The 24,683-nt window shown below is 51.5% G+C and carries 26 protein-coding genes and 2 tRNA genes; 18 read left to right on the top strand and 10 right to left on the bottom strand.

Going from position 1 to position 24,683, the window contains the following annotated elements; translation table 11 throughout:
* The 4 genes from ACFOSD_RS10235 to ACFOSD_RS10220 all read left to right on the top strand — a co-directional run.
* Positions 1 to 308, top strand: a 308-nt coding sequence (locus ACFOSD_RS10235; protein WP_380709174.1) for a CopG family antitoxin, incomplete at its 5' end; no start/stop codon positions are given.
* A gap of 49 nt (positions 309 to 357) precedes the next feature.
* Positions 358 to 1,518, top strand: a complete 1,161-nt coding sequence (locus ACFOSD_RS10230; RefSeq protein ID WP_380696147.1) for a DUF418 domain-containing protein — start codon at positions 358 to 360, stop codon at positions 1,516 to 1,518.
* Between the two features lie 44 nt (positions 1,519 to 1,562).
* Positions 1,563 to 1,895 carry a type II toxin-antitoxin system RelE/ParE family toxin gene (locus tag ACFOSD_RS10225; RefSeq protein ID WP_380696145.1) on the top strand — a complete coding sequence of 111 codons (333 nt, stop codon included), beginning with the start codon at positions 1,563 to 1,565 and terminating at the stop codon, positions 1,893 to 1,895.
* Positions 1,882 to 2,196: a helix-turn-helix domain-containing protein gene (locus ACFOSD_RS10220; protein WP_380696143.1), complete on the top strand. Its 315-nt coding sequence runs from the start codon at positions 1,882 to 1,884 to the stop codon at positions 2,194 to 2,196. Before ACFOSD_RS10225 ends, ACFOSD_RS10220 begins: the two co-directional genes overlap by 14 nt.
* Positions 2,197 to 2,539: 343 nt before the next feature.
* Here ACFOSD_RS10220 and ACFOSD_RS10215 read toward each other — a convergent pair whose 3' ends face one another.
* Complete coding sequence (locus tag ACFOSD_RS10215; protein WP_380696141.1) at positions 2,540 to 3,595, bottom strand: MBL fold metallo-hydrolase; 1,056 nt, start codon at positions 3,593 to 3,595, stop codon at positions 2,540 to 2,542.
* A 172-nt stretch (positions 3,596 to 3,767) separates the two neighbouring features.
* Between ACFOSD_RS10215 and ACFOSD_RS10210 the strand changes: the two genes are divergently transcribed.
* The 7 genes from ACFOSD_RS10210 to ACFOSD_RS10180 all read left to right on the top strand — a co-directional run bounded on the left by ACFOSD_RS10210 (position 3,768) and on the right by ACFOSD_RS10180 (position 8,637).
* Positions 3,768 to 4,364, top strand: a complete 597-nt coding sequence (locus ACFOSD_RS10210; protein WP_380696139.1) for a TetR/AcrR family transcriptional regulator — start codon at positions 3,768 to 3,770, stop codon at positions 4,362 to 4,364.
* 35 nt (positions 4,365 to 4,399) lie between these two features.
* The gene (locus ACFOSD_RS10205) at positions 4,400 to 5,491 is read left to right on the top strand and encodes a serine hydrolase domain-containing protein (protein ID WP_380696137.1); all 1,092 of its coding nucleotides are present in this window, start codon (positions 4,400 to 4,402) and stop codon (positions 5,489 to 5,491) included.
* An 84-nt stretch (positions 5,492 to 5,575) separates the two neighbouring features.
* Positions 5,576 to 5,878, top strand: a complete 303-nt coding sequence (locus tag ACFOSD_RS10200; RefSeq protein WP_380696135.1) for a methyltransferase domain-containing protein — start codon at positions 5,576 to 5,578, stop codon at positions 5,876 to 5,878.
* Between the two features lie 56 nt (positions 5,879 to 5,934).
* The gene (locus tag ACFOSD_RS10195; protein WP_380696133.1) at positions 5,935 to 6,153 is read left to right on the top strand and encodes a DUF3185 family protein; all 219 of its coding nucleotides are present in this window, start codon (positions 5,935 to 5,937) and stop codon (positions 6,151 to 6,153) included.
* A 28-nt stretch (positions 6,154 to 6,181) separates the two neighbouring features.
* Complete coding sequence (locus ACFOSD_RS10190; RefSeq protein ID WP_380696132.1) at positions 6,182 to 6,892, top strand: Fic family protein; 711 nt, start codon at positions 6,182 to 6,184, stop codon at positions 6,890 to 6,892.
* 274 nt (positions 6,893 to 7,166) lie between these two features.
* Entirely contained in the window at positions 7,167 to 7,403 is a 237-nt protein-coding gene (locus ACFOSD_RS10185; RefSeq protein ID WP_380696130.1) for a hypothetical protein, read from the top strand.
* Positions 7,404 to 7,422: 19 nt separating this feature from the next.
* Positions 7,423 to 8,637, top strand: a complete 1,215-nt coding sequence (locus tag ACFOSD_RS10180) for a winged helix-turn-helix domain-containing protein (RefSeq protein ID WP_380696128.1) — start codon at positions 7,423 to 7,425, stop codon at positions 8,635 to 8,637.
* Between the two features lie 52 nt (positions 8,638 to 8,689).
* Here the strand turns inward: ACFOSD_RS10180 and ACFOSD_RS10175 are convergent.
* From ACFOSD_RS10175 to ACFOSD_RS10145, 7 genes are all read right to left on the bottom strand, one after another.
* Positions 8,690 to 8,777 (bottom strand) — tRNA-Leu (locus ACFOSD_RS10175).
* An 84-nt stretch (positions 8,778 to 8,861) separates the two neighbouring features.
* Positions 8,862 to 8,935: transfer RNA gene (locus tag ACFOSD_RS10170), tRNA-Cys, on the bottom strand.
* Positions 8,936 to 9,005: 70 nt separating this feature from the next.
* The gene (pgsA, locus tag ACFOSD_RS10165; RefSeq protein WP_380696126.1) at positions 9,006 to 9,566 is read right to left on the bottom strand and encodes a CDP-diacylglycerol--glycerol-3-phosphate 3-phosphatidyltransferase; all 561 of its coding nucleotides are present in this window, start codon (positions 9,564 to 9,566) and stop codon (positions 9,006 to 9,008) included.
* A gap of 59 nt (positions 9,567 to 9,625) precedes the next feature.
* Complete coding sequence (locus ACFOSD_RS10160) at positions 9,626 to 10,384, bottom strand: SDR family oxidoreductase (RefSeq protein WP_380696124.1); 759 nt, start codon at positions 10,382 to 10,384, stop codon at positions 9,626 to 9,628.
* 30 nt (positions 10,385 to 10,414) lie between these two features.
* Positions 10,415 to 11,521 carry an enoyl-CoA hydratase/isomerase family protein gene (locus ACFOSD_RS10155; RefSeq protein ID WP_380696122.1) on the bottom strand — a complete coding sequence of 369 codons (1,107 nt, stop codon included), beginning with the start codon at positions 11,519 to 11,521 and terminating at the stop codon, positions 10,415 to 10,417.
* 38 nt (positions 11,522 to 11,559) lie between these two features.
* Positions 11,560 to 12,348, bottom strand: a complete 789-nt coding sequence (locus ACFOSD_RS10150) for an enoyl-CoA hydratase (RefSeq protein ID WP_380696120.1) — start codon at positions 12,346 to 12,348, stop codon at positions 11,560 to 11,562.
* Between the two features lie 18 nt (positions 12,349 to 12,366).
* Positions 12,367 to 13,524: an acyl-CoA dehydrogenase family protein gene (locus ACFOSD_RS10145; protein WP_380696118.1), complete on the bottom strand. Its 1,158-nt coding sequence runs from the start codon at positions 13,522 to 13,524 to the stop codon at positions 12,367 to 12,369.
* 157 nt (positions 13,525 to 13,681) lie between these two features.
* Between ACFOSD_RS10145 and ACFOSD_RS10140 the strand changes: the two genes are divergently transcribed.
* The 7 genes from ACFOSD_RS10140 (at position 13,682) to ACFOSD_RS10110 (ending at position 22,621) form a co-directional block, all read left to right on the top strand.
* Positions 13,682 to 14,131, top strand: a complete 450-nt coding sequence (locus tag ACFOSD_RS10140) for a MerR family transcriptional regulator (RefSeq protein WP_380696116.1) — start codon at positions 13,682 to 13,684, stop codon at positions 14,129 to 14,131.
* A gap of 425 nt (positions 14,132 to 14,556) precedes the next feature.
* Positions 14,557 to 15,726 (top strand): isovaleryl-CoA dehydrogenase, encoded by a 1,170-nt coding sequence (locus ACFOSD_RS10135; protein WP_380696114.1) that lies wholly within the window; start codon positions 14,557 to 14,559, stop codon positions 15,724 to 15,726.
* 267 nt (positions 15,727 to 15,993) lie between these two features.
* The gene (locus ACFOSD_RS10130) at positions 15,994 to 17,601 is read left to right on the top strand and encodes a carboxyl transferase domain-containing protein (protein WP_380696112.1); all 1,608 of its coding nucleotides are present in this window, start codon (positions 15,994 to 15,996) and stop codon (positions 17,599 to 17,601) included.
* Between the two features lie 357 nt (positions 17,602 to 17,958).
* Entirely contained in the window at positions 17,959 to 18,720 is a 762-nt protein-coding gene (locus tag ACFOSD_RS10125; protein ID WP_380696110.1) for an enoyl-CoA hydratase-related protein, read from the top strand.
* Between the two features lie 43 nt (positions 18,721 to 18,763).
* Positions 18,764 to 20,776 (top strand): acetyl/propionyl/methylcrotonyl-CoA carboxylase subunit alpha, encoded by a 2,013-nt coding sequence (locus tag ACFOSD_RS10120; RefSeq protein ID WP_380696108.1) that lies wholly within the window; start codon positions 18,764 to 18,766, stop codon positions 20,774 to 20,776.
* Positions 20,773 to 21,672, top strand: coding sequence for a hydroxymethylglutaryl-CoA lyase (locus ACFOSD_RS10115; protein ID WP_380696106.1), 900 nt, complete (start codon positions 20,773 to 20,775; stop codon positions 21,670 to 21,672). Before ACFOSD_RS10120 ends, ACFOSD_RS10115 begins: the two co-directional genes overlap by 4 nt.
* Before the next feature lie 46 nt (positions 21,673 to 21,718).
* Complete coding sequence (locus ACFOSD_RS10110; protein WP_380696104.1) at positions 21,719 to 22,621, top strand: ATP-grasp fold amidoligase family protein; 903 nt, start codon at positions 21,719 to 21,721, stop codon at positions 22,619 to 22,621.
* Here the strand turns inward: ACFOSD_RS10110 and ACFOSD_RS10105 are convergent.
* Positions 22,610 to 23,446, bottom strand: coding sequence for a glycosyltransferase (locus ACFOSD_RS10105; protein ID WP_380696102.1), 837 nt, complete (start codon positions 23,444 to 23,446; stop codon positions 22,610 to 22,612). The two genes, ACFOSD_RS10110 and ACFOSD_RS10105, sit on opposite strands and share 12 nt — an antisense overlap.
* Entirely contained in the window at positions 23,443 to 24,657 is a 1,215-nt protein-coding gene (locus tag ACFOSD_RS10100) for a glycosyltransferase (protein WP_380696100.1), read from the bottom strand. The genes ACFOSD_RS10105 and ACFOSD_RS10100 overlap by 4 nt, the downstream gene beginning before the upstream one ends.
* Positions 24,658 to 24,683: the final 26 nt, after the last annotated feature.

The raw sequence follows: 24,683 nt of genomic DNA, 5'->3' as shown, positions 1-24,683 counted from the left end.
AAGGCAAGTTATCGACTGAAGAGAAAGCTCTGCTTGATGCTGTAGAAGCTGGCGAGTTTGAATCCGTATTAACTGAATCTCGAAAACGGGAGTTGGAGGCTATCGCCACCAACACCTTCAAGAAAGACAAGAGGATAAATATTCGAATTTCGAACCGGGATTTAACGGCTATTCAGTCGCGAGCATCGGAAGAGGGCATTCCGTATCAAACGTTTGTGTCGAGTATCATTCATAAGTACATTTCGGGGTCACTTCAAGATCTCACCGCAAACAAACATGTGCGTCCAACACAGGAACCTCGCAACTGATTTGATGATCCTGAATTCAGGATCAGACCATCAAATATGGAAGGCAAAAATGGCTGAACGCATAGAAAGTTTGGATTTAATTCGTGGTGTTGCCATTCTTGGCATACTTTTCATGAACATCATGGCGATGGCAACGCCGATAGAGGCCTATTACAGCCCGTTTTGGCGTGAGGGCTTGTCTGGTTTAGAAGTGCCGTTGTATCACCTGCAGAGTTTGGTGTTTGAGAGCCGGTTCATGTCTATGTTCAGCCTGTTGTTTGGTGTGGGGCTGTACATTCAGTATCAAAGTGCTCTGGCAAAAGACCTCCCGGCACGTGCCAGACTGTTTTCAAGGCTGCGCTGGCTGTTGTTGTTCGGACTGTTGCATGGATTCTTGCTTTTCGTTGGCGACATTTTAACGCTCTATGCATGCTGTGGGTTTTTGTTGGTTTGGCTGTTGGGCATGAGCAACAAAAAGCAGTTTGGCTTGGCGCTGTTGTTTTTGGTATTAGGCCAGTTGTTGATGCTTTCACTGGTTGCGGCGGTATTTTTTAAGGGCGTGCCAATGGTAATGTCCGAGGTGCCGTTGAGCCCTGAAGCCTTGTCTGCATTGCAGCAGACGTGGACAAGTTATCCTGACCGCTTGATGGCTCAAGCTGCTGACTTTGGCCAATTCTTGTTGTTCATCCCGGCGGCTGCCCTCTGGCATAACACAGGTTTGATGCTGATTGGCATTCTGCTCTATAAGAAAGGTTTCTTCCATCAGAGCCGTTTCATACCTTGGGGCTTAGCCAGTTTAGTTTTGGGTTTAGCGTTGGGTTGGTGGGTGCAGCAGTTGCGCGCTGAAGTCGGTTTCAGTTCAGATGTGGGTTTCGCCACGATGTTGTTGATGATGCTGACGGGTTTGTTGTCGGCCATCGGGTATTGTTCTCTGTTGGTGCTGGCGGCTACCAGTGGCAATGTGTTGGTTCGTCTGCTGAAAAATGCCGGGAAGATGGCGTTTACGTTGTACATTTCTCAGAGCGTTTTGACGTATCTGATTTTTGTTTGGTTGGTGCCTCAGTATTGGGGGCAACTCGGCCGACCTGAGCTGCTGAGTTTGGTTGTTGGGTTAACCGTTTTGCAACTGTGGTTCGCTAGTTTTTGGCAGCAAAAGTATGGTCAGGGGCCGCTGGAAAAAGGGTGGCGGTATTTAGCGTACCGTCGTTTTCGTCAGGTGGAGAGTGAATAAAGTTCAGGCTTGATGTCTGTACGCTAGGTGCGTACACTTTGCGCATGAAAAGTTTATTCGTCGAATCGACAATTTTTGCAAAATACCGTGATGAATACTTCAGCGAAGAAGAGTTCAGGCTGTTCCAAATCGAGCTAATGTCGAACCCAAAGCATGGTGACGTAATTCAAGGCACAGGTGGCTTGCGAAAGATTCGGGTTGCCAGTAAGGGCAAAGGTAAGCGTGGTGGCTCTCGGGTAATCTATTACTTCCTCGATGAAAAGCGACGCTTCTACTTGCTGACAATTTACGGCAAGAATGAAATGTCTGATTTAACCGCAGACCAAACGAAACAGTTAAAGGCTTTTATGGAGGCATGGCGCAATGAGCAAACGTGATTTATTTGCCGAATTAAGCTCAGCTCTTGTTGAAGCTAAAGAGCATTCAGAGGGCAAGCTTACCCTTAAAACTCATCAAATAAATGATGTCAGTGAACTTACAATCTCACCTGATGAAATCGTGAATATCCGTGAGCAGTTCAATATGTCTCGTGGTGTTTTTGCGAGTTTACTCCATACATCTTCCCGTACCCTCGAAAACTGGGAGCAAGGGCGTAGTGCACCAAATGGGCAGGCAGTCACTCTGTTAAGGCTGGTAAAGCAGTACCCAGAAACCCTTACGCATATCGCCGAGCTATAATAGAGTGCTTGATCTGCCCTTGGCGCGCAACCCTTGCTCTGGCGAAGAATAATTACAAGTTTGGCACTCGTTGGGAAACGCTAGGATGATTGGTTATATCAACAAAATCACGGCTCAAGCCGGGCAGCGCGATGAGGTGATGGCATTCGCTTCGTTCGTCGCGGGGGTTTCCAGCGCTCTCCCGGCGTCCGTTAAATACACCAGATGCGTGCGCCGGCTGGTGGGGTGCGCGCGGCGCTCGATTAATCTATTTTCGTCCCGAACATCATGCCCTCGGGTGGTGGTTTAATTCGCTGTTCTACAGCGTTTGGCCAATGTTTGTTTCAGAGTATCCTTTGTGCCTTTAAGGCTGTGCTGGTTTTTGTGGCATCAGCGCTTGCCACCAAGGTTCGCTGGCGACCGGTTGCCGCACATTAAATGGGGTGCCGGGTATGGGTGTTAATAACGTTACACCTCGCTGGTCGGCTGCTTGCGCCACCCGCTCAAGAGGGTCGTACCAGGCATGAAAGGCGAGGTCGAAGGTGCCGTTGTGAACGGGCATCATGAGCTGTCCTTTTAGGTCAATATGCGCTTGTACGCTTTGCTCGGGTGTCATGTGGATGGCGGGCCAGTCTCGATCGTAGGCACCGGTTTCAATCATCGTGAGGTCAAACGGCCCATATTTGCGACCAATTTCACTGAAGCCGGAGAAATAGCCGGAATCCCCACTGAAGTACAAGCTTTCGTGAGGTGTCTTGATTACCCAGCCGCCCCAGAGGCTGCGGTTGCCATCGGATAAACCTCGCCCGGAAAAGTGTCGTGCTGGAGTGAACGCTATAAGTCCTTGTTTTATTGGCAATTCTTGCCACCAGTCGAACGACTGGATCTGCTGCCGACTTACACCCCAGCGTACAAAATCCTGTTCTACTCCTAGGGGTACTAAAAATTCTTTGACACGGCTGCTTAACCAGCGAATGGTTGTTTTATCGAGGTGGTCGTAATGATTATGTGAAATCAAAACCTTATCGATTGGCGGTAGTTCGGCGAGGTCGATGGGTGAGCGGTGGAACCGTTTTGGTCCCAAGAAAGAGAAGGGCGAAGCACGCTCTGAAAAAACGGGGTCTATCAGCCAGAATTCTCCATATACCTTTAACAATATTGAGGAATGCCCCAGTCGAATAACAAATAAGGCATCGTCAGGTAGTTGCAACAATTGCGCTTGGTTTAAGGTGTTGATGGGTAACGGCTCACTGGGGAAAGCATCGACTTTGCGTTCGGTTATGTAGCGTTTCATTACGCCAAAGAACGCTGCCAGAGTGTTAGGTGGTACGGCGTCTTCGTTATGGAATCGCCCATCATAAAAGTGATCACCTGCTTCGTTGAATGACGTGTCTTGTACAGCAGCTTGATGACGAACCATAAATCCTCCCAGAAGCAGAAATACCCCAAGCAATACAAGGGTTGCTGTCTTCATAATGCCAAACCAAAAATAAACTACACCGTGCAGTTTACATATTGGATTTGAAAAGTAAACTGCTCAGTGCACTTTTTGAGTGGAAAGTTTATACTGCGCCTAAGTATTTGAGGTGATCATGAAACTTTCCGATCAAAAGCGTATGAGTATTTTGCGTGCGGCAGAACGCTTGTTTTGTCGGCACGGGCTTGAACAAACCAGTATGGATCAGGTGGCTGATAAGGCGAATGTGTCCAAGCGCACGGTGTATAACCATTTTTCAACGAAAGAAGCGTTATTTCATGCCATCCTGGTTCAGATGCAGGCGTCGTTGAGCGAGACGCCCGAGGTCGTGTTTGATCCAGAGCAACCTATCGAGGCGCAGTTGTTGGACATTGCCCAACAGGAAGCGTTATTGCTGGATTCCGAAGACTTTTTGCGGCTGGCTCGAGTAGCGTTTATGCACATGCTGCAACGGCCAGAACTGGCGCAGCAGTTTAATACAGCCAAATTCGGGTGCATGACCTATTTGAGCCGGTTTTTAGGGCATGCGGTGGCGCATGGTGTTCTTGCGATTGACGATATTGATTTGGCTGTTAAGCAGTTCGTCAGCCAGATTAAATCGCTTATTTTTTATCCTCGTTTGTACGGCTTAGAAGTCCCTGATGCCCAACAACAAGATTATGTGCTGCAACAAACGGTGGCGCTGTTTTTGGCACGCTACCAAGCGCGCTGAAGGTGAATGAAGACGTCTAAATCCAAGGAGGTAACATGCGAATTTTATATGGGTGTATGTTGTTTATGTTAAGTATTCAATCGTACGCGGCACCGTCATCCGAAGCATTGTCTGAACTTCTGCAACGCCATCTGGATGAGTCCGGGTTGGTGGGATTGGGTGCAGCAGTGGTTTCTGGCGACCACGATGCGGTTATTGCCGTGGCTGGTGAGCGCAAGATAGGTACTGGCGACTTGTTAGCCGTGACTGATCGTTGGCATATAGGCTCGGTAACCAAATCGGTAACGGCCACATTGGCGGCACGCCTCGTCGACCAAGGGCATTTAAGTTGGCAGACGACCTTGGCGGACATCATAACCGCTGAACAAGAGTTTCACTCCGGTTGGCGTGACGTCACCCTGAAGCAGTTGCTGAACCATACTGCCGGTGCGCCGGCGAACTTTTCTCTGTTGGTCCATGCGAAGCACCCCGACACACTGGCCGACATTCGCAGGGCGCGCGAAACCGCGGTATTGCAACGGCTGCAACATGCGCCGAAAACACCACCCGGAGAGGTTTTTGCCTATTCTAATGTGGGCTATACCATCGCGGGTTATATGTTAGAGCAAGTAATGGATCAGCCTTGGGAGTCATTGATTCAGACTCAGGTCTATGATCCTTTGGCATTGCACAGTGCGGGTTTTGGTGCCCCTCCATCCGGGCTACCCAGAGGGCACTACCGGTTTCTGGGTTTCACCCGAGCCGCGAGTGCGGATTTTGACAATACGCCGATTATTGGGCCTGCGGGAACGTCGCATATGACACTGGCAGATTTAGCGCGCTATGCGCATGAGCACTTGAACGGTGCACTTGGCAAGGGTGTGCTGGCTTCTGCGGAGCAGTATCAGGTGCTGCATACACCCGATTTATCCGGTTATGCCGGTGGCTGGGTTATTAACGCTGAGTCTGACGTAGGGCTAGGAACGGCTGTTTGGCACAATGGCTCGAACCGCCGCTGGTATACCCTGTTGGTGTTGTTTCCAGAGGTGAATGTCGCCATCGCCATCACCGCAAACGATGGGCGGATCGGCTTGGCAGAAGGCACGGCGTGGCGTCTCGTTCGAGAGATAGCTCCTTTTGTTAGATAGCTCCTTTTGTTAGATAGCTCCTTTAGTTAGATAGCGTCGTTTGTGCAAAACTAAAATATGGGTAATTGAGGTAGTTCACGAAATATGGACGCAAATAAAGACATATGGCGGCAGTATTATGGAAAAGCCCTAGGCCGAAAGCATGCGCCGAAAACAGAGTTGGCGCTCAAGCTGAACACGACGGGTTTGCATGTAGCGGTAGATTGCGGCTGTGGTACGGGCAGTGATATTGCCTACATGGCAGAGCAAGGGTATCTAGTCCAAGGGTTTGATATGAACCCCGATGCGGTAGCTATTTGCCATGAACGCAATGAACAAGGCTCGACAGCCTTGGGCAGAATGAAGCACTGGCATACCTATACGGTGGTTGCGGTGCGGCGTGTTTGACCGAGCGCAACTTTGTGCTTATGTTGAAAGCGTGTTTGACTAATTTTTGAGGGTTAATGATGGCTAAGAGTTCAAAGAAAGTGATGCGAGCTGTTGGGCTTGCTTTCCTCGTTGTTGGTGCAGGTCTGGCTATCTGGGGATACCAGTTGTCGGGCTCAGTTGGCTCGCAATTAACACAGGTCGTCACTGGCTCAGAGACCGATAGAGTGATGACGTACTACATTGCAGGCGCGGCCAGCTTTGTGGTCGGCTTATACCTGTTTTTTAGAAAATAATGTCTAACATCGTGAGATCAGAGTAGCAATGGTGCCTCAAGATTACATGTGGGCGATGAAGCCCAACGTCCCTTTAGCGCTACAGTTGGCTAAAAGAGATGTGCCAGCACTGGTCTATGATGCCGTGAACCTTGAAGGTGTGGCGATGACGTTGCCAGAGGTTCAAACCATCCTCGACGGCATTACCGTGGGCGGCCATAAAATCAGCGACCAAAACATGGCACTGAACCAAGCCAAGGCGTGGGAGCGTCTTTTTGACTTGGTTGGCAAAGGGCCGTTCAGGTTTGATAAAGACACCGCGCTTCTACTGTATGGTATCGCCGGTAAAGAGGAGGCACTAGAGTGGGGCAATTTCCGATCTGGCTATGTGTCTATTGTAGGTGCAGATTATGAACCGCCGGCTCCGAATGAGTTGGATGATCGCTGGGTAGAGATTCAACAGATGGTTGAGCGCGAACCCGACACCTATGATCAGGCGATTACGGCATTCCTCCAAATGGCTCGCGCCCAGTTCTTCTGGGACGTTAACAAGCGAATGGGCCGCTTTATGATGAACGGAATTTTACTCGCAGCGGGCTTTCCCATTATTAACGTACCCGCCAAACGCCAGCAAGAATTCAATACGTTGATGCTGGATTTTTATGCCTCAAACGATATGGTGCCGATGAACGCTTTCTTGAGAAGTTGTCTTGATCCGAAAGTCGTTAGGAATTTTAAACTGGACCTACCGATCGGCTAATAGTAAATGGCAAAGATTTAAAAGGAATTTCCAAGAAGATTGTGCACTTATCGATAACCGCAGAAAATCCTGAGCACTGTGCAAAAATTCTGGCGGAGCTAACATGTGGTTCCGTAAAGCCCTTTCCGTCTTCTAGCATGAATAATGCCTTGTAGCGGCCAAATTCACTATGCCACCTCAGTCGATAGCCTGCCGTATCGTCGCTAAACAACCCTAGCTGGTGCTTTAGCGTTATGGTGCCATAATGTTGTGCATAGTTCACAGGAGTATGGGGATGAGTTCATTATCCAAAAAATCGGTCGTTTATTTTGCCCCAACGATTCATCAGGCATTGAAGATGAAAGCTGCTTCGTCAGGCCGCTCGGCGTCTGAAATCATCGATGAAGCCGTTCGCTTGTTAATCTCTGATGATAAGCAAGATTTAGCAGAAGTGGCAGAGCGTGCCAAAGAACCTGAAATGAGTTATGAAGCGCTGATTCACGAGTTGAGCCGATTGACTCGACAGCCATAAAAGACACCATTGGGTAACCATGATTGATATAAAAACCCCGCGCGAACTGGCGCGTTTGCGCCGCCTTGCTTTAGCTGCACAAGGGTTACTGCAACCTCAGCCCTTTGGCCGTGGTTTGGCGGGGGCGCGTAAGGCGGTCAATCATCTGGGCTATGTGCAGATCGATACCATTTCCGTGGTGGAGCGGGCACATAACCATGTTTTGCACTCTCGTGTGCTCGGGTTCGAGTCGGCGATGACGCACAAACTGTTGCGCAACAGAGATGTTTTTGAGTATTGGTCTCATGCGGCCGCGTTTTTGCCCATGGACGATTTTCGGTTTACTTTACCTTATAAGCATGCCATTAAAAGCGGCCAAACCCATTGGTTTAAAAACAGCGATAGGAAACAGATGAATGAATTGCTGGCACGCATTCGTTCGGACGGCCCGATACGTTCGAGAGATTTAGACGCGCACACCAAGAAACCGGCCGCCGGTTGGTGGGATTGGAAACCGGCCAAAAAGGCACTAGAGCAGTTGTATATGGAAGGTGACCTCATGGTCAGCGACCGTGAAGGCTTTCAAAAAACCTATGATCTGACCGAGCGCGTTTTGCCAGCACAGGTTAATACCCAAATGCCAAGTGCGGAAGAGTGCGCGGAACACATGGTCAACCAACAGTTGAAGTGTCATGGCTTGGTGACACTCAAGGGCATAACGTATTTACGCCGAGATACCCGATTGCGCAAGGCGGTGAATGCTTTGGTAAATGAACGGCTGGCGCAGCGAACCTTGGCGCAAATACGGGTGGGCGGTGGTGAGGTGTTTTTAGTCGAACCCGATGCGCTCGAACGCTCGCTGCCGCGCATAAAAAACCGTATGTTGATTCTGTCGCCTTTCGACAACAGCGTTATTCAGCGTGAGCGGCTGAAAGCACTGTTTCAGTTCGACTATCAGATCGAATGTTATGTGCCAGCAGATAAGCGCAAGTACGGCTATTTTTGCCTGCCATTGCTGTTCCGCGACGAATTTATTGGCCGGATGGACTGCAAGGCGCATCGGAAAACGCGTCAGTTGGAGATCAAGTCGCTGTATTTGGAGCCTCACGGTTTCGATGAAGACTTGGTTTTTTCTGCGTTGGTTGATGCCATTGCAGCGTTCCGACAATTTCAGAATTGTGATTCCGTATCGTTAACTCGCGCCACGCCAGAACTCGTCGGTAAACGCTTGCGTGCGACATTGGAAAGAGTCTAATTGCCGCACTTTGGAGTGTGTTGGGTTTAGTTGAAGCATAACGATAAGAAAGTGGTGCCCGGAGCCGGACTTGAACCGGCACGATCGCAATGATCGGGAGATTTTAAGTCTCCTGTGTATACCAATTTCACCATCCGGGCCCTGATCTTTGCGACTAGGGGTGTATGCTAGGGTGCACACATAACGCAATATTAGACTGCCTAAGTGTTGGCAGTAGGACAAAATGGAGGCTGGAGTCGGAATCGAACCGGCGTTCACGGAGTTGCAGTCCGCTGCATGACCACTCTGCCATCCAGCCATTTTGTGCAGCGCATTGTAAGCGAATTAAATGTGCTGTCAACCTAAAGGACTGATTTTCCGCGAGTTTTTCAGCTCCAGTGTATCTCTGGCCATGCGGCGCGGAGGTACACAAACATCGACCATAAGGTCAGTACAGCCGACACTTGCAATAACAACAAGCCTAAACCGTACAGCCCGATATCGGCCAGCCAGGAACCCGGTATAGCAGCCAGCAGTACCGCAATGGCGGCCATTTGCATGGCGGTTTTGACTTTGCCAATCATCGACACAGCAACACTGGCGCGTTTGCCCAGTTCAGCCATCCACTCGCGTAGGGCAGAAATTACGATTTCACGCCCGATAATGATAATGGCCGGAATGGTGAGCCAGAAGCTGGCGTGTGTTTCGACCAGCACCACTAGGGCTGCAGCGACAATGAGTTTATCGGCCACGGGATCTAGAAAGGCACCAAAGGGTGTGGACTGATCCAGTTTGCGCGCTAGGTAGCCGTCGAGCCAGTCGGTAATGGCGGCCACGATGAAAATAGCGGACGCGAGCAGGCCCGCCCACCAAGCCGGAATGTAATAAACGGCGACGCAGACCGGAATCATCAGGATACGCGCAGAGGTTAAAATATTAGGTATGTTCATAAAACCACGCTGTTAGCAAACAGCGGCAGTATACCGAAGTTCACTGGAATTGCATGCCCTCAGACGCGTGTTCCGCCATCAATTTCCAGAATTCTGCCGGTGTAGAAGTCGTTTTCGATGAGATATTGCACACTGTGCGCAATTTCCTCTTGTTCCCCCAAACGTCCCAACATGGCCATTTGTTCCATGCGCTGCAAAGCTTCCGGTTTCATTTGGGCGGTCATATCGGTGGCAACGGCTCCTGGCGCAATACCGGCAACGCGCACACCATAACGACCCAGTTCTTTCGCCCAAGTAACCACCAAAGCAGATACCCCGGCTTTGGACGCCGAATAATTGCTTTGCCCCATATTACCCGCGCGCGATACCGAGGCAATATTGATGATCAGGCCATGACCTTGTGGTGCCATGATGGCTGCGGCTTCACGACCACACAGGAATGTGCCGGTAAGATTGACCTGAATGACGCTGTTAAACTGGTCCAGCGACATTTTTTTGTCCAAGACACCGTCTTTGACTTTAATCAACAGGCCATCGCGCATAATACCCGCGTTGTTGACCAATACGTCCAGGGTGCCGAAATCTTCAAGAATTTGGGCGAAACTTGCTTCTACGGAGGTTTCTTCACTGACATTAGTGGTGTAGCACCTGGCATCAGCACCTAAGGCCTGGCATTCTGCGGCCACGGCATCCAGTTTATCGGCGTCGAGGTCGAGCAGGGCGAGACGAGCACCTTGTTTAGCAAGTAGCAAAGCCATGGCGCGGCCTAAGCCTTGGCCTCCGCCGGTAATGGCAATGACGGATTGTTGAATGTTCATAATGGCTCCTGTTGTTTGATTGCGATGCAATTAGGGGGCGATAAAGTGTGCTTGTATGTAAGCTGGGTCTACCGCATCAATGGTTTTAAAACGCCAGTTGGGCTGCCGATCCTTGTCGATCAACAAAGCCCGCACACCCTCTTGAAATTCCCCATGGCGGCAGCATTGGGTGGATACTATCAATTCTTGGTCAAAGGTTTCTTCGATGGACCAATACTTGGCACGGCGTAGTTGTTCGTAGATCAACACGGCAGAGGCCGGGCTGCCGTTTCGCAGGGTGTTAGCGGCGCGCGTTAACCATGCATCAGTGCCTTCTAGGGTGGTGATGGCGTGGTAAATGGAGGCTAAATCAACATGATCCATCAAACTGTTAATCTGCTCAAAACGTGGCTGTAGATTGCCCTCTGGTCGGCTGTCGGTCGCCTGTTGCTCGAAGCCTTTTAAGGTGTGGTCGATGAGTACTTCGTCGACCCTCGGGTTGCCCGTCCACGCCAATTTCCCGAGTGCTTGCAGTATGGCGTTGCGGTCGGTGCTTAGGGCAAAGCGGTCAGCCAACCCCGCAAACAGCGCATCGGTGGCGTTAAATTGTGCGCCGGTTAAAGCGAGAAATAAGCCGAGATGACCGGGTGTACGGTTTAAAAACCAACTGGCCCCCACATCCGGGTAAAGCCCGATGGTGATTTCTGGCATGGCTAAGCGCGAGCTTTCAGTAACCATGCGAAAGCGTGCGCCTTGTAGTAAGCCCATGCCGCCACCCATGACAATGCCAGAACCCCAGACGATTAATGGTTTGGTGTATTGATGGAGCCGTAAATCCAGTTCGTATTCCATCGAAAAGTACTGTTGCGCGGCGGGTACATCAGGCAGTTCGTCATGGCTCAGCAATCGTGCATCGACCATATCATGATATACCTGCACCACATTGCCGCCCGCACAAAACGCACGCTCACCCATGCCATCAAGCCAAACGGCGGCAATTTGCGGGTTGGCTTCCCACTCGATGAGCTGCGGTAAGAGGCGCTCTATCATGTCACCGCTCAAGGCGTTGAGTGAGGCTTCATGATTCAATGTGGCATGGCCTAAGCAGTAGCCATTACTGAGTGGAATTTCTTGCATAACGACAACATCAGTGGACATTTCTCAATTCTCTTATGCGGTGCCGGGGGTGGTGTGGGTTATCGATTTTTCCACACCGGGGCGCGTTTCTCTAGAAAGGCTTGCACGCCTTCTTGCTGGTCTTCGGTGTTGAACAAGTCCAAGAACAAGTCACGTTCCAACAGCAGGGCTTCACTGTGCAGGCCATGGCGGGTATGTTGAATCAGCTGTTTACAGGCGGCCAATGCTTTAGGGCTTTGCAAGCAGGCTTGCCGAGCCAGAGCCAAAGCAACGTCTTGCACTGTGCCTTTCGGCGTGACTTCTTCCACTAGGCCAATCTGTAAGGCTTGTTCTGCACTGATTCGTTCGTTGCACAAAATCATTCGCTTGGCCCAGCCTTCACCGACCAGGCGGGTGAGGTTTTGGGTACCGCCCGCACACGGCAATAAACCCACATGGGCTTCAGGCAGCGCCATTTGCACGCCTTCATCGGCCAAGCGAACATCGCACGCTAAGGCGACTTCCAGTCCGCCGCCCATGGCCCAGCCGTTAATAGCCGCCACGGAAAAGCCACGAAATGCGCTGAGGGCTTCAAAGGCGGCACCAAAGGCGCGCGCCATTTCGTAGCCTACGGCTCGGTCGCCGCTGGCGAACAACTTTAAGTCTGCGCCGGCTGAAAAGAATTTTTCACTGTCACTCTTGAGCGCAATGGCAAACACGCCGGGGTCTTCATTTAATGCGATGATGAGATCTTGCAGCGCATTGAGGCTTTCGAGAGTCCACGTATTGGCGGGTGGGTTGTTGAAGGTAATGATACCCACGTGGCCGTCTTGGCTGTATTGCAGCAGATTGCTGGTGCTCTGAATCATAGTATTAACCTTATTTGATTAAAGGATTTCACCTGCATGTTCAGCAAGGACGCGTCGCGCAATGATCAGCCGCATAATTTCATTGGTGCCTTCCAAAATGCGGTGCACGCGGGTATCTCGCAGGTGGCGTTCAAGGGGATATTCTTTGATGTAGCCATAGCCCCCGTGTATTTGTAACGCTTCATCGCAGATTTGGTATCCGACATCCGTCGCATAGCGTTTGGCCATGGCGCAATACGCAGTGGCTTCCGGGTCGCTGTTGTCGAGCTTAAATGCAGCCAAGCGCACCAATTGGCGGGCCGCGACCAGCTCCGTCACCATATCGGCCAGTTTGAATTGCAGCGCTTGAAATTGGTCTAACGTTTTGCCGAACTGTTGCCGTTGTTGCATATAGGCTTTGGCTTCATTGACGGCCTGTTGCGCGGTGCCGATGGACAACGAGGCAATGTTGATGCGGCCGCCGTCCAGCCCTTTCATGGCAAAGCGAAAGCCTTCGCCTTCGTCGCCTAAGCGCTGACTGGCAGGAATGTGCACTTCATCAAAGGTCACCAAGCGGGTGGGCTGCGCGTTCCAACCCATTTTTTCTTCCGCTTTGCCGTAGGTTATGCCGGGTGCATTGGCTGGGACAACAAAGGCCGATATGCCTTTTGGCCCAGCTTCGCCGGTACGTGCCATGACCACCAACACATCAGTTGACCCGGCACCAGAGATGAACATTTTGCTACCAGAAATAACGTAGTCATCGCCCTTTTTGGTGGCTTTCGTGCGGAGTGAAGCTGCATCGGAACCCGCGCCCGGTTCGGTGAGGCAGTAAGACCCTAAGTATTCCCCCGACACCATGCCGGGCAACCATTCGGCGCGGGTGCTGTCCGTGCCGAAGCTGGCGACCATCCAGGTCACCATATTGTGGATGGTGAGATAGGCCGTGGTGGTGGTGCACCCCATGGCCAGTTGTTCAAAGATCAGGCTGGCATCCAGCCGCGACAAACCAAGCCCGCCGTGTTCTTCGGGTGTGTATAGCCCACAAAATCCCAGTTCACCGGCTTGGCGGATAACGTCTACAGGAAAGTGATGAGTACGATCCCATTCTGCAGCCTTGGGAGCCAATTCTGCGTCGGCAAACTGCTTTGCCATCTGAATAAAGGCGTGTTGGTCGTCGGTTAGGTTGAAATTCATGCTCTGCATCTCGGTTGTCTGTTCCTGTGCTGTAAACATTAGTGGATAGCACGGCATTGTTATTTTTAGGATGAGGTGAAAAATAGCATTGGATTAACGTTTACGCAAACGTAAACTTAGGCTATCTTTATTGGCATGTTGCAGTAGAGCAGTGGTTATGAAGCAGAGAGAGACGTGGAGTATCAATGAGTTGTCGCGCGAGTTCGATATTACCCCGCGCAGCATTCGATTCTATGAAGACGAGGGGCTTTTGTTCCCTACGCGACGTGGGCAAACGCGCATTTACAGCAAGCAAGACCGCGTTCGCTTGAAGTTGATTTTGCGGGGTAAGCGCTTGGGTTTTGCGCTGGCAGAAATTCGTGAGTTGTTTGTGCTGTATGACGCGACGAGCAAGAACAATGATAAGCAGTTGCAAGCAATGATTGCCAAGGTGCATGAGAAACAGGCGGTTTTAGAACAGCAATTGCAAGATTTACGCATTGTGCAGGAAGAGCTGCGCAATGCGGAAGCTCGCTGTTGGAATGCGATGTCGGAAGACGGGCGTCAGGCGTTAGAGTCTGAACTGAATTATCGATTCGAGCAGCCGCTGGAAGGCGGCGTTGCTTGATATGTGGTTATTGACCGAGTCAGGTAGCGGTTGGGGTATTTGAGGGACGCCGTGAATACATCCGTGTAGGCTCGACGACGCCATCCTTGGCGTCGAACGCCCTCACATACCCCAACCCCCACCCGACTCTGGCCTGTACCAGTAACAGAGATTATGAACCCAGCTCGTACAGATCTGAGCAATGCTCGCGGGCAGTGTGACAATTTATTGAGTGCGAAGGTGAGGTTTAAGAATACTGGTAAGTGAGCCGGAGAGCTCTGTAGTCCTATTGACGGGCGTTCGACGCCAAGGATGGCATCGGCGAGCCTACACGGATGTATTCACGGCGTCCCGACAATAGGTATACACAGCTTTCCGACGCTCACGTTCTACCTCGAAGCCAACCGCACTTTCAAGAATAAAGATAACAAAATGAGGAATGCGAGATGATCACCCTATACAAAGGTCTGAACTTCGAACTCGGCGAAATGGTCGACATGGTACGAGACCAAGTAAATGCCTTCGCCCAGCAAGAAATCGCCCCCCGCGCGGCCGACATCGACCACGACAATGAATTTCCGAACGACCTGTGGCGCAAATTTGGTGACCTCGGCGTGCTCGGCATCACCGTACCGGAAGAAGAGGGCGGTGCAGGTATGGGCTATTTAGCGCACGTCGTAGTGATGGAAGAAATCAGCCGTGCTTCTGCTTCCGTTGCACTGTCGTACGGCGCGCATTCCAACTTGTGCGTGAACCAAATCAAACGCAACGGCACGCCCGAGCAACGCGCGAAATACCTGCCCAAACTGATTTCCGGTGAACACATTGGCGCACTCGCCATGAGCGAGCCCGGTGCGGGTTCAGACGTGGTCAGCATGAAGTTGCGTGCCGACAAAAAAGGCGACCACTATGTGCTGAACGGCAACAAAATGTGGATCACTAATGGCCCAGACGCCAACACCTATGTCGTTTATGCCAAAACCGACCCGAACGGCGGATCCAAAGGCATTACAGCCTTTATCGTCGAGCGTGATTACCCCGGCTTCGAGCGCGCACAGAAACTCGACAAGTTGGGTATGCGCGGTTCCAACACCTGCGAACTGGTGTTCCGCGATTGCAAAGTACCCACGGAAAACATTCTTGGCCAAGAAGGCCGTGGCGTGCAGGTATTGATGAGCGGTCTTGATTACGAACGTGTGGTGTTGGCCGGTGGCCCGTTGGGCATTATGCAAGCCTGCATGGACATCGTGGTGCCTTACGTGCACGACCGTCAGCAGTTTGGTCAGTCCATCGGTGAGTTCCAGTTGGTGCAGGGCAAGTTGGCCGATATGTACACCACCTTGAATGCCTGTCGGGCCTATGTCTACGCCGTAGCCAAGGCGTGCGACCGTGGTGAAACCACGCGCAAAGACGCGGCTGGCGTGATTTTGTACGCCGCGGAGAAAGCCACGCAAATGGCGCTGGACGCCATTCAGTTGCTGGGCGGCAACGGCTACATCAACGAATACCCGACAGGGCGTCTCTTACGTGATGCCAAGCTCTATGAAATCGGCGCTGGCACTTCTGAAATTCGCCGCATGCTGATTGGCCGAGAGCTTTTTACAGAATCGAAATAAACATCACCCTGTGAAATCGTGTCTGGTTCGATGATGTTTCGGGGTGAGCGGGTAGTTGCCTAGGGGTGGCTAAGTGGGCGTTCAAGCGCAAGGATGCGCTTGGCGAGCCTACAGGGACAAATTCGTCAGGAACGAATTTGCACGACCGAAGGGAGCCCGTAGGGTCAGACACACGGATGTGTCTGATACGTATTTACGGCGTCCCACGTGACACCCCTAGGCACCAACCAGCGTTGCCAGCCACCAGTTATTGGAAGAGAAGATGCAATGACCCAACTGACGACCCAAATCAATACTCGAACGCCAGAGTTTTTGGCGAACGATGCAGCCATGCAAGCACTGGTGGATGATCTACACGTGAAGCTCGAAGAATTGAAACTTGGCGGGGGAGTGAAGTATCAAGAACGTCACGTATCGCGCGGAAAATTGCTGGCGCGTGATCGCATTCGTCATTTATTGGATGACGGCTCGCCGTTTCTGGAAATCGGCCAGATGGCCGCTTATGGCATGTACGACGACAACATTGCCTGTGCGGGTGTGGTTGCTGGTATCGGTCGGGTCAGCGGCGTCGAATGCATGATCGTCGCCAACGACGCCACGGTAAAAGGCGGCACCTACTTTCCTGTAACGGTGAAAAAGCACCTGCGCGCACAAGCCATTGCCGCGCAAAACCATTTGCCGTGTATTTACTTGGTGGACTCGGGTGGTGCTAACTTACCGCAGCAAGACGAAGTCTTCCCCGACCGCGAACATTTCGGGCGTATCTTCTTTAATCAAGCCAATATGTCCGCCGAAGGCATACCGCAAATCGCCGTGGTGATGGGTTTGTGTACCGCGGGCGGTGCCTATGTGCCTGCCATGGCCGATGAGTCCATCATCGTTAAAGACCAAGGCACTATTTTCCTCGCTGGGCCGCCGCTGGTGAAGGCCGCCACAGGTGAGGTGGTTTCCGCTGAAGAGCTGGGCGGTGCCGACGTACACACCAAGGTATCCGGTGTGGCTGACCATTACGCCTTGAATGACGAGCACGCCTTGCACCTCGCTAGGCGCAGCGTGGCACGGTTGAACCGACCCAAACGCGTTGATATCGACAAACAACCCAGCGTACCGCCGAAGTACGACCCGAAAGAGCTGTACGGCATTGTTGGTGCCGATTTGCGTAAGCCGTACGACGTCCGCGAGGTTATCGCACGGGTGGTCGATGGATCAGATTTCGACGAATTTAAGCAGTTATATGGCCCAACACTCGTTTGCGGTTTTGCGCGCTTATACGGCTACCCTGTCGGTATTGTCGCCAATAATGGGGTTTTATTCAGTGAATCGGCGCAAAAAGGCGCGCACTTCATCGAGCTGTGTGCACAGCGCAAGATTCCGCTGATTTTCCTGCAAAACATCACCGGCTTTATGGTCGGTAAGAAGTATGAATCGGAAGGTATTGCGAAGCACGGCGCCAAGCTGGTGACGGCGGTGTCCTGTGCGAAAGTACCCAAGCTGACGATGATCATTGGAGGTAGTTACGGCGCAGGTAATTACGGTTTGTGTGGTCGGGCGTACGATCCGAACTTTTTGTGGATGTGGCCGAATGCGCGCATTTCTGTGATGGGGGGTGAACAGGCGGCCGGGGTGATGGCGCAGGTGAAGCGTGATGGAATGGCGGCGCGGGGTGAGACTTGGTCAGCAGAAGAGGAGGCGGCCTTTAAGAAGCCTATTCAAGAGCAATACGAGACGCAAGGCCACCCATATTACGCGAGTGCGCGGTTATGGGACGATGGCATCATCGACCCGGCCCAAACCCGAGAGGTTCTGGGCCTCGGGCTTTCAGCGGCGTTGAACAAGCCCATTGAGGAGACTAAATTCGGCGTCTTCCGGATGTAGAGATTGCGAGTCGGGGTATTTGATCAACAAAGGGGGATCTCTATTCCCGCGCCTTGGGCTTCCTGCCCAAGAGGCGCTAATCGGGCTCCTGCCCTTTGGAATAGAATCCCCCTTCATTGATCATACCCCTCAGCGACGATCACCGTTTAGGAAGACCAGCCTATCGTCAGGCCGATTATTCTGACGTGATGGAGAGGACTCAAGGGGATAGGGGGAGGCTTTTCCAGAGGGCAGGAGCCCGATTAGCGCGTTACGTACAGGACGTACGTTCGCGCGGGAAAAGACCTCCCCCTATCCCCAAAGAGTCCGTTCTATATCCAATGGCGGCGCATGAAATATGGGACACTGGAGATCGAAATGAGTGACTTATTGAAGAATTTGGATGATCGGGGGGTACTGACCCTCACGATGAATCGGTTGGAAAAGAGCAATGCCTTTGATGATGGCTTGATCGGGTTGCTGAATGCAGCGCTGTTGGATGCTGCGGGTGATGCGAATGTCAAAGTTGTCTGCCTGCGAGGCGCAGGCAAACACTTCAGTGCCGGAGCAGACTTGGGTTGGATGCAACGCATGGCGAAGTACAGCGAAGCGGAAAATCAGGCGGATGCCTGGCAGCTCGCGCAGTTGATGAACAACCTGTATCGGCTGCCGAAACCGACGGTAGCGGTGGTGCAGGGCGCGGCTTATGGCGGTGCGGTGGGGCTGGCTGCATGTTGCGACACGGTGTTCGCCAGTGAGCGTGCCAGCTTTTGCTTGAGCGAAGTGAAGGTCGGACTGATCCCCGCGACGATTTCGCCATTTGTGATTCGCGCGATTGGAGAGCGCCAAGCGCGGCGGTATTTCTTGAGCGCTGAAGTGATTCGTGCCGACAAAGCGCTGGCGATTGGCTTGGCCCACGAAGTGGTTGCGCCGGATGCCTTAGATCAAGCGGTTGATGCTTGGTGTGACGCGGTGCTGGGCAACAGCGCGGTAGCGGTGGCGGCAGCCAAGCAACTGATTGACGATATAGCTGGCGCGGAGGTCAGCGAAGACCTGCTACGCATGACCAGCGAGCGCATTGCCGCAATTCGGGTGTCGCCGGACGGCCAGGCCCGTTTAAAACGATTTTTAGACTCGTAGGAGGCCAGCCCTCTGGCCGAACCAACCAAACAGGGTAACGACCATGTTCAACAAAATCCTCATCGCCAACCGTGGTGAAATCGCGTGCCGAGTGATCAAAACCGCTCGCGCTTTGGGTGTGCGCACGGTGGCGGTTTATTCTGATGCTGATGTGCAAGCGCAGCACGTTTTACTCGCTGACGAAGCAGTACACATCGGCCCCGCACCCAGTCGTGAATCCTATTTGCTGATTGATAAAGTCATCGCGGCAGCGGTGAGTACGGGTGCTGAAGCCATTCACCCCGGTTACGGATTCTTATCGGAAAATGCCGAATTTGCCCGTGCCTGCGCCGCGCAGAATATTGTGTTTATCGGCCCTCCGGTCGGTGCTATCGAAGCCATGGGCTCGAAAAGCGCGGCGAAGCAGATCATGGAAAAAGCCGGAGTACCCTTGGTGCCCGGTTATCACGGTGCGGATCAAAACCCGGAACTGCTGCGTAAAAGCGCCGAAGACATGGGCTACCCCGTGTTGCTGAAAGCGGTGGCCGGTGGCGGTGGTAAAGGTATGCGTGTGGTGTGGCAGGCCAGCGAACTGGACGAAGCCATTAAGGCCGCGCGCCGCGAAGGCGAAAACGCCTTTGGTAATGGCGATCTGCTGGTGGAAAAATACCTCACCAAGCCGCGCCATGTTGAAATTCAGGTGTTCTGCGACCAGCACGGCAACGGCGTGTACCTGGCCGAGCGGGACTGTTCCATTCAGCGCCGCCATCAAAAAGTGATTGAAGAAGCGCCAGCCCCCGGTCTAAGTGAAACCACGCGCAAAGCCATGGGCGAAGCGGCTGTACAGGCCGCGCAAGCCATCAATTATGTAGGCGCGGGCACAGTAGAGTTTTTGTACGATGAAGACGGCTCGTTCTACTTCATGGAAATGAACACCCGCTTGCAGGTTGAGCATCCGGTTACGGAGATGATCACCGGGCAGGACTTGGTTGAATGGCAACTGCGCGTGGCCACGGGTGCACCGTTACCGCTGACGCAAGACCAGATCAGCATTAACGGCCATGCGCTCGAAGTGCGCATCTACGCCGAAGACCCCGAGCAAGATTTCTTGCCCGCCACGGGCATACTGGCCTACCTGAAAACGCCCACCGAAAGCCGCCATGTGCGAGTGGATACCGGCGTGGTGCAAGGCGACGAGGTGAGCATGTATTACGACCCCATGATCGCCAAATTGATTGTATGGGATGTGGACCGCACCAGTGCCATTCGGCGCATGGTACAAGCCTTGGAACAATATCGAATTGGTGGGTTGACCACCAACGTTAGTTTTTTGCACCGCTTGGCGGCGCATCCGGCGTTTGCTTCCGCGGACCTTGATACAGGCTTTATCACCCACCATGAAGCCGATTTATTTCCGGCTGCATCTACGCAAGCGGAGCAACTGCCTTTGCTGGCGGCGTTTGTGGCGAATCAGGCTTTACGTCGGCATCGTGACGGCGACGATGATCCGTGGCACAGCTTGGACGACTGGCGTTTGAATGCCAGCCCAAGGCAATCCATTGAACTGGTGTGGCGAGAAGAGCCGAGCCGTTTTGAACTCGTGCCAGATGCTACAGGCGGGTTCGATATTCACCGCATGGCAGCGCCGGGTGAAGCGCCTGTATCACTGGGTCATATTCAAGGGCAAGTTGGTATCGACGAAGCCACCGTGGTGTTAAACGAACATCGATTTACGCTGGGCTATCACTTAGCGGCTAAGCCGGAAGGGCAAGAGTTGAGCTTATTCTGGCAAGGTGAACGCCATGTCTTCCTGTGTCAGCCAACGCCGGATTTCGGTCAACACGAAGCCGCAGCACACGGCCTGACGGCGCCAATGAACGGCACCATGGTGGCTTTGTTGGTCGAGCCGGGGCAGCGGGTTGAAGCTAATACGCCACTGTTGGTGATGGAAGCCATGAAAATGGAGCACAGCATTCGGGCGCCCAGCGATGGTATGGTCAACGCCTTCTATTTTCAACCGGGCGAAACGGTGTCTGCCGGGGTCGAATTGGTGGACTTTGAGGAGGCCGAGGCATGAGTTTTCCGCAACGTGTTCGCATCGCTGAAATGGGGCCGCGTGATGGCTTGCAGAACGAGTCCATGCACCTGACGGTGGACGATAAAGTGCAACTGATCGACCAGTTATCGCAAACCGGTTTGAACTACATCGAAGCGGGCAGTTTTGTATCGCCTAAGTGGGTGCCACAAATGGCGGATTCTACGGCGGTATTGCAGCAGATCACGCGCGTTCCCGGCATCACCTACAGTGCGCTCACACCCAACATACGGGGTTTTCAAGATGCGCTGGCGGCCGGAGCCGACGAAGTTGCAGTGTTCGGTGCCGCTTCGGAAAGCTTTACGCAAAAGAACATCAACTGTTCTATCGCCGAGAGCCTGGCACGCTTCGAATCCATTATGGCAGCCGCGCAAAAAGCCGGTATTCGCGTGCGTGGGTACGTGTCGACCGTGGTCGGTTGTCCGTATGAAGGTGACATTAAACCCGAGCAGGTAGCGTGGGTTGCCAAGGCGCTGCTGGACATGGGTTGCTATGAAATCTCGCTCGGTGACACCATCGGCGTCGGCACACCGCTAAAAGTAAAACGGATGCTAGAGGCCGTGCGCAAGCAGGTTCCGGTGGAGCAACTGGCCGCGCACTTTCACGATACATACGGCCAGGCTGTCGCGAATCTGTACGCAGTGTTGGAAGAGGGCGTTGCGGTGATCGACAGCTCCGTCGCTGGCTTGGGCGGCTGCCCCTATGCCCCGGGTGCGGCGGGTAACGTAGCGACCGAAGACGTATTGTATTTGTTGCAGGGCTTGGGTATCGAGACCGGCATAGACCTCAAAGCCATCGCCAAGATCGGCCAGCAGATCAGTGCTCGGTTGGTGCGGGCGAATCGGTCTAAAGTGGGGTTGGCGTTGTCAAATCAATAGCTTAGTAATAACATGATTATAACTATCATGCATTTTGGAGTTCGCGTTGATCAGCAACCTTGGAACAAGAATAAATATTTTTCTTCAAAATTTAGAGAATAGTATATTCGCATGGCTTGATAGACTTTTGGGATTTCCTATAGAGAAAAAGAAATTCAAAAAATTAACGGGGTATTCATTAGACTTGAAAAACCCGAAAAGCTTTAATCAAAAGGTTTGTTGGAAAAAAATCTACGATAGAAATCCGCTTATACCCATCGTTGCTGATAAGTTTACGGTGCGTTCGTACATTGCCGATATGCTGGGCAAAGAAGAAGCAGAGAAGATATTAGTGCCTCTGTATTGGCATGGAGAAAAAGCCAAGGATATTCCCTTTGATGATTTGCCAGATCAGTTTGTTTTAAAGTGCAGTCATGGTTCTGCCATGAATATTATTGTCAAAGACAAGAGTAAATTTAAAAAAGAAGATGCTATTGTAAAGCTGAATGACTGGTGCATAAGGCGTTATGGGGTTAGAGCCCACGAATGGGCATACAAAAACGCAAACCCGGTAGTTATGGTTGAAGAATTTCTTCATGATGGCAGTTTGGGTGTGCCTTTTGATTATAAATTTCATATGATTCATGGGGATTGTAAGTTTATACAGGTCGATGTTGGTCGATTCGATAATTATTATAAGAACTTATATGGAAAAGATTGGCAAAAAATCGACGTGAAGTGGAATCGTGATAACGGTCCTGATGTCGAAAAACCTGAATGTCTTGATGAGATGTTGAGTATTGCTGAAAAATTGGCCAGCCCTTTTGATTATGTTAGGGTAGACTTTTTTACGCTATCCGGACGTATTTTCATCGGTGAGCTGACCCATTACCCCGTTAAAGGTCGTGCTCCCTTCGAACCCCAATCCTTTGATTTTGAATTAGGGGAGCAGTGGACGTTAAACCGATGATGTTAGATCCTTAAGCATAGGGAAGTGATTTACGAGCGCTTCCCACTGTACCCTATTGCCATCTTGACGCACATTAGACTTCTTTAAGCTAACCGTTTGAGAATTGGGCATTGGATAGGGTGATGCTACTGATTCTGACGTTGTGCGGCTTTTTGTACCATTCAACGTAGACATGGCTTTGAACCATAGGTCATCCGCTTTTGGCGCTAGCTGATTGTATAGTTGTGTATCGGTTGCCATTTGAGGTAAAGAACCTGAAGGATAGAGCACACCGCCATAGCCCATAGGGATTAAAGCATTGTGTGATGTGTTGGCCTGTCTTTCTTGAGACCAGGTTCGATAGGGCTGAGTTATACCATGGTCGTCATAGCGAATGACGCGTGCAATGTGAGCAATTATGTCATTGTTATGTTCTTTATGACTTTTGTAGAGGGTTTCCAGCCAAGAATCCTCATAGATTAAATCGTCATCACAGGTAACGATGATATCTTTTGGATAGGCAAGCAGTGTGGGTACTAGTTTGCAGTGTGGGCTATCCAGTTCCGTAAATCGTATTTCAAATTTATGTCCTTGCATATTCAATAGACTTTTCGGCAGACTATTTTTATGTCGTTCATGCAGCCAGAGAAGCATTTTTTTAGGCGGACAAGATTGATTTAAGACACTGCGAACCGTTTTATCCAATACATGAAACCGACTGGGAATACTGGTGCAACTAACAATAACAGGCACATCCTGTTCGCCTTCTTGGTTCAGTTTGACAGGATCCAGTTGTTTAAGGCGTGCCATTTTTATCAATGAGGGTAGGAACTCTTTTAACTTCATGAGGCCGCCTTTTGACGTGGGGTTGTTGGTTTTTCGTCGAAAGTTTGGTTAAAGAAAATCTGTTCGGTAAGATTCATCATAATGGTTAAATCATGATCGCGACGTATTTTGCCACGTTGCTGCTCGGGGTCAAACTTCACCTTGCCCGAAATCAGTAAATTTAAAGCACGGGCGAGTGCTTCGGTGTCATTGACTCGGGTGATAAGGCCATGTTTGCCGCGCCAGATACCGGGTGAATCAAGCAGGTCATCCGGGGTGTCTGGATCAGCTTCCAGTAGTTCCGCACTGCCGGGAACATGAGTAGACACGGCCGGTAGACCATAACTTAAAGCTTCATTCAGAACATTGGCCATACCTTCATTGCGTGATGGCAAGAGAAATATATCGAGGGTTTGGAAGAACATCGACATGTCATTTTGAGGGCCGATCAAGTGAATGCGTTCACTGCCGACGGTGTCATTAAACTGGCGGCATAGCTGATCTTCCAAGTCGCCCCCGCCCGCAATGATAAGGTGAGCATTTTCCGGTAATTGATGCAGTATCTCAGGGAGTAAATCAAATCCTTTTTGATGGCTAAATCGTCCTGCACACCCCACAACAGGCGCATCTAGGGGTATCCCTAAGCTGGATCGTAGCCCCCCCAATGCAGCACCTAACTCTGGCAGTTCGAATCCGTTATAAATAAGTTTTAGATTCCCGTCGTGCAAATATCGGTTGCTCGACTTTAGATGTGTTCTCAGGTCTTTGCTGTTCACGATCAGCAAGGCTTTCAGAGACTTGAACAGTAAACGGTATTTTAGATTTTCTTTGATTCGTCGTTTAATGCCTAAATAGAGTATGCGCTGCGGAACCTTGGCTAGATAGCCTGCGAGCGTGGCTGCCCACCAGTCTTTTTTCAAGGGTACAAACACACAATCAGGCTGGATTTTTTTAATTTTTCGGTAAAACGACCAATATAGACTCGGTGACAGATTTGAAGGTCTATACGGCATTGTTTCAAGGTGAACGTTAGGTAGGTCTTTAAAGCGAGCCTCGAACGTATTCTCACACAGCAATACCGTGACGCTGTGACCGCGCTGAGCCATTGCCGCAGCACGTAGGCGAACGTTTTTTTCAACACCACCCCAAGTATCTGTAGGGCAAATGATCAGGAGTTTCCGTTCCTGTTGCGCTGATATTTTGTTGGCTGATGTGGTAGATTGTCCGAGCAAAATTGCACCTCATAAAGTAGGGGAGC

This window comes from Salinispirillum marinum (assembly GCF_042650105.1).
Classification (GTDB): Bacteria; Pseudomonadota; Gammaproteobacteria; order Pseudomonadales; family Natronospirillaceae; genus Salinispirillum; species Salinispirillum marinum.
This window is presented reverse-complemented; position numbering and strand designations above follow the sequence as displayed.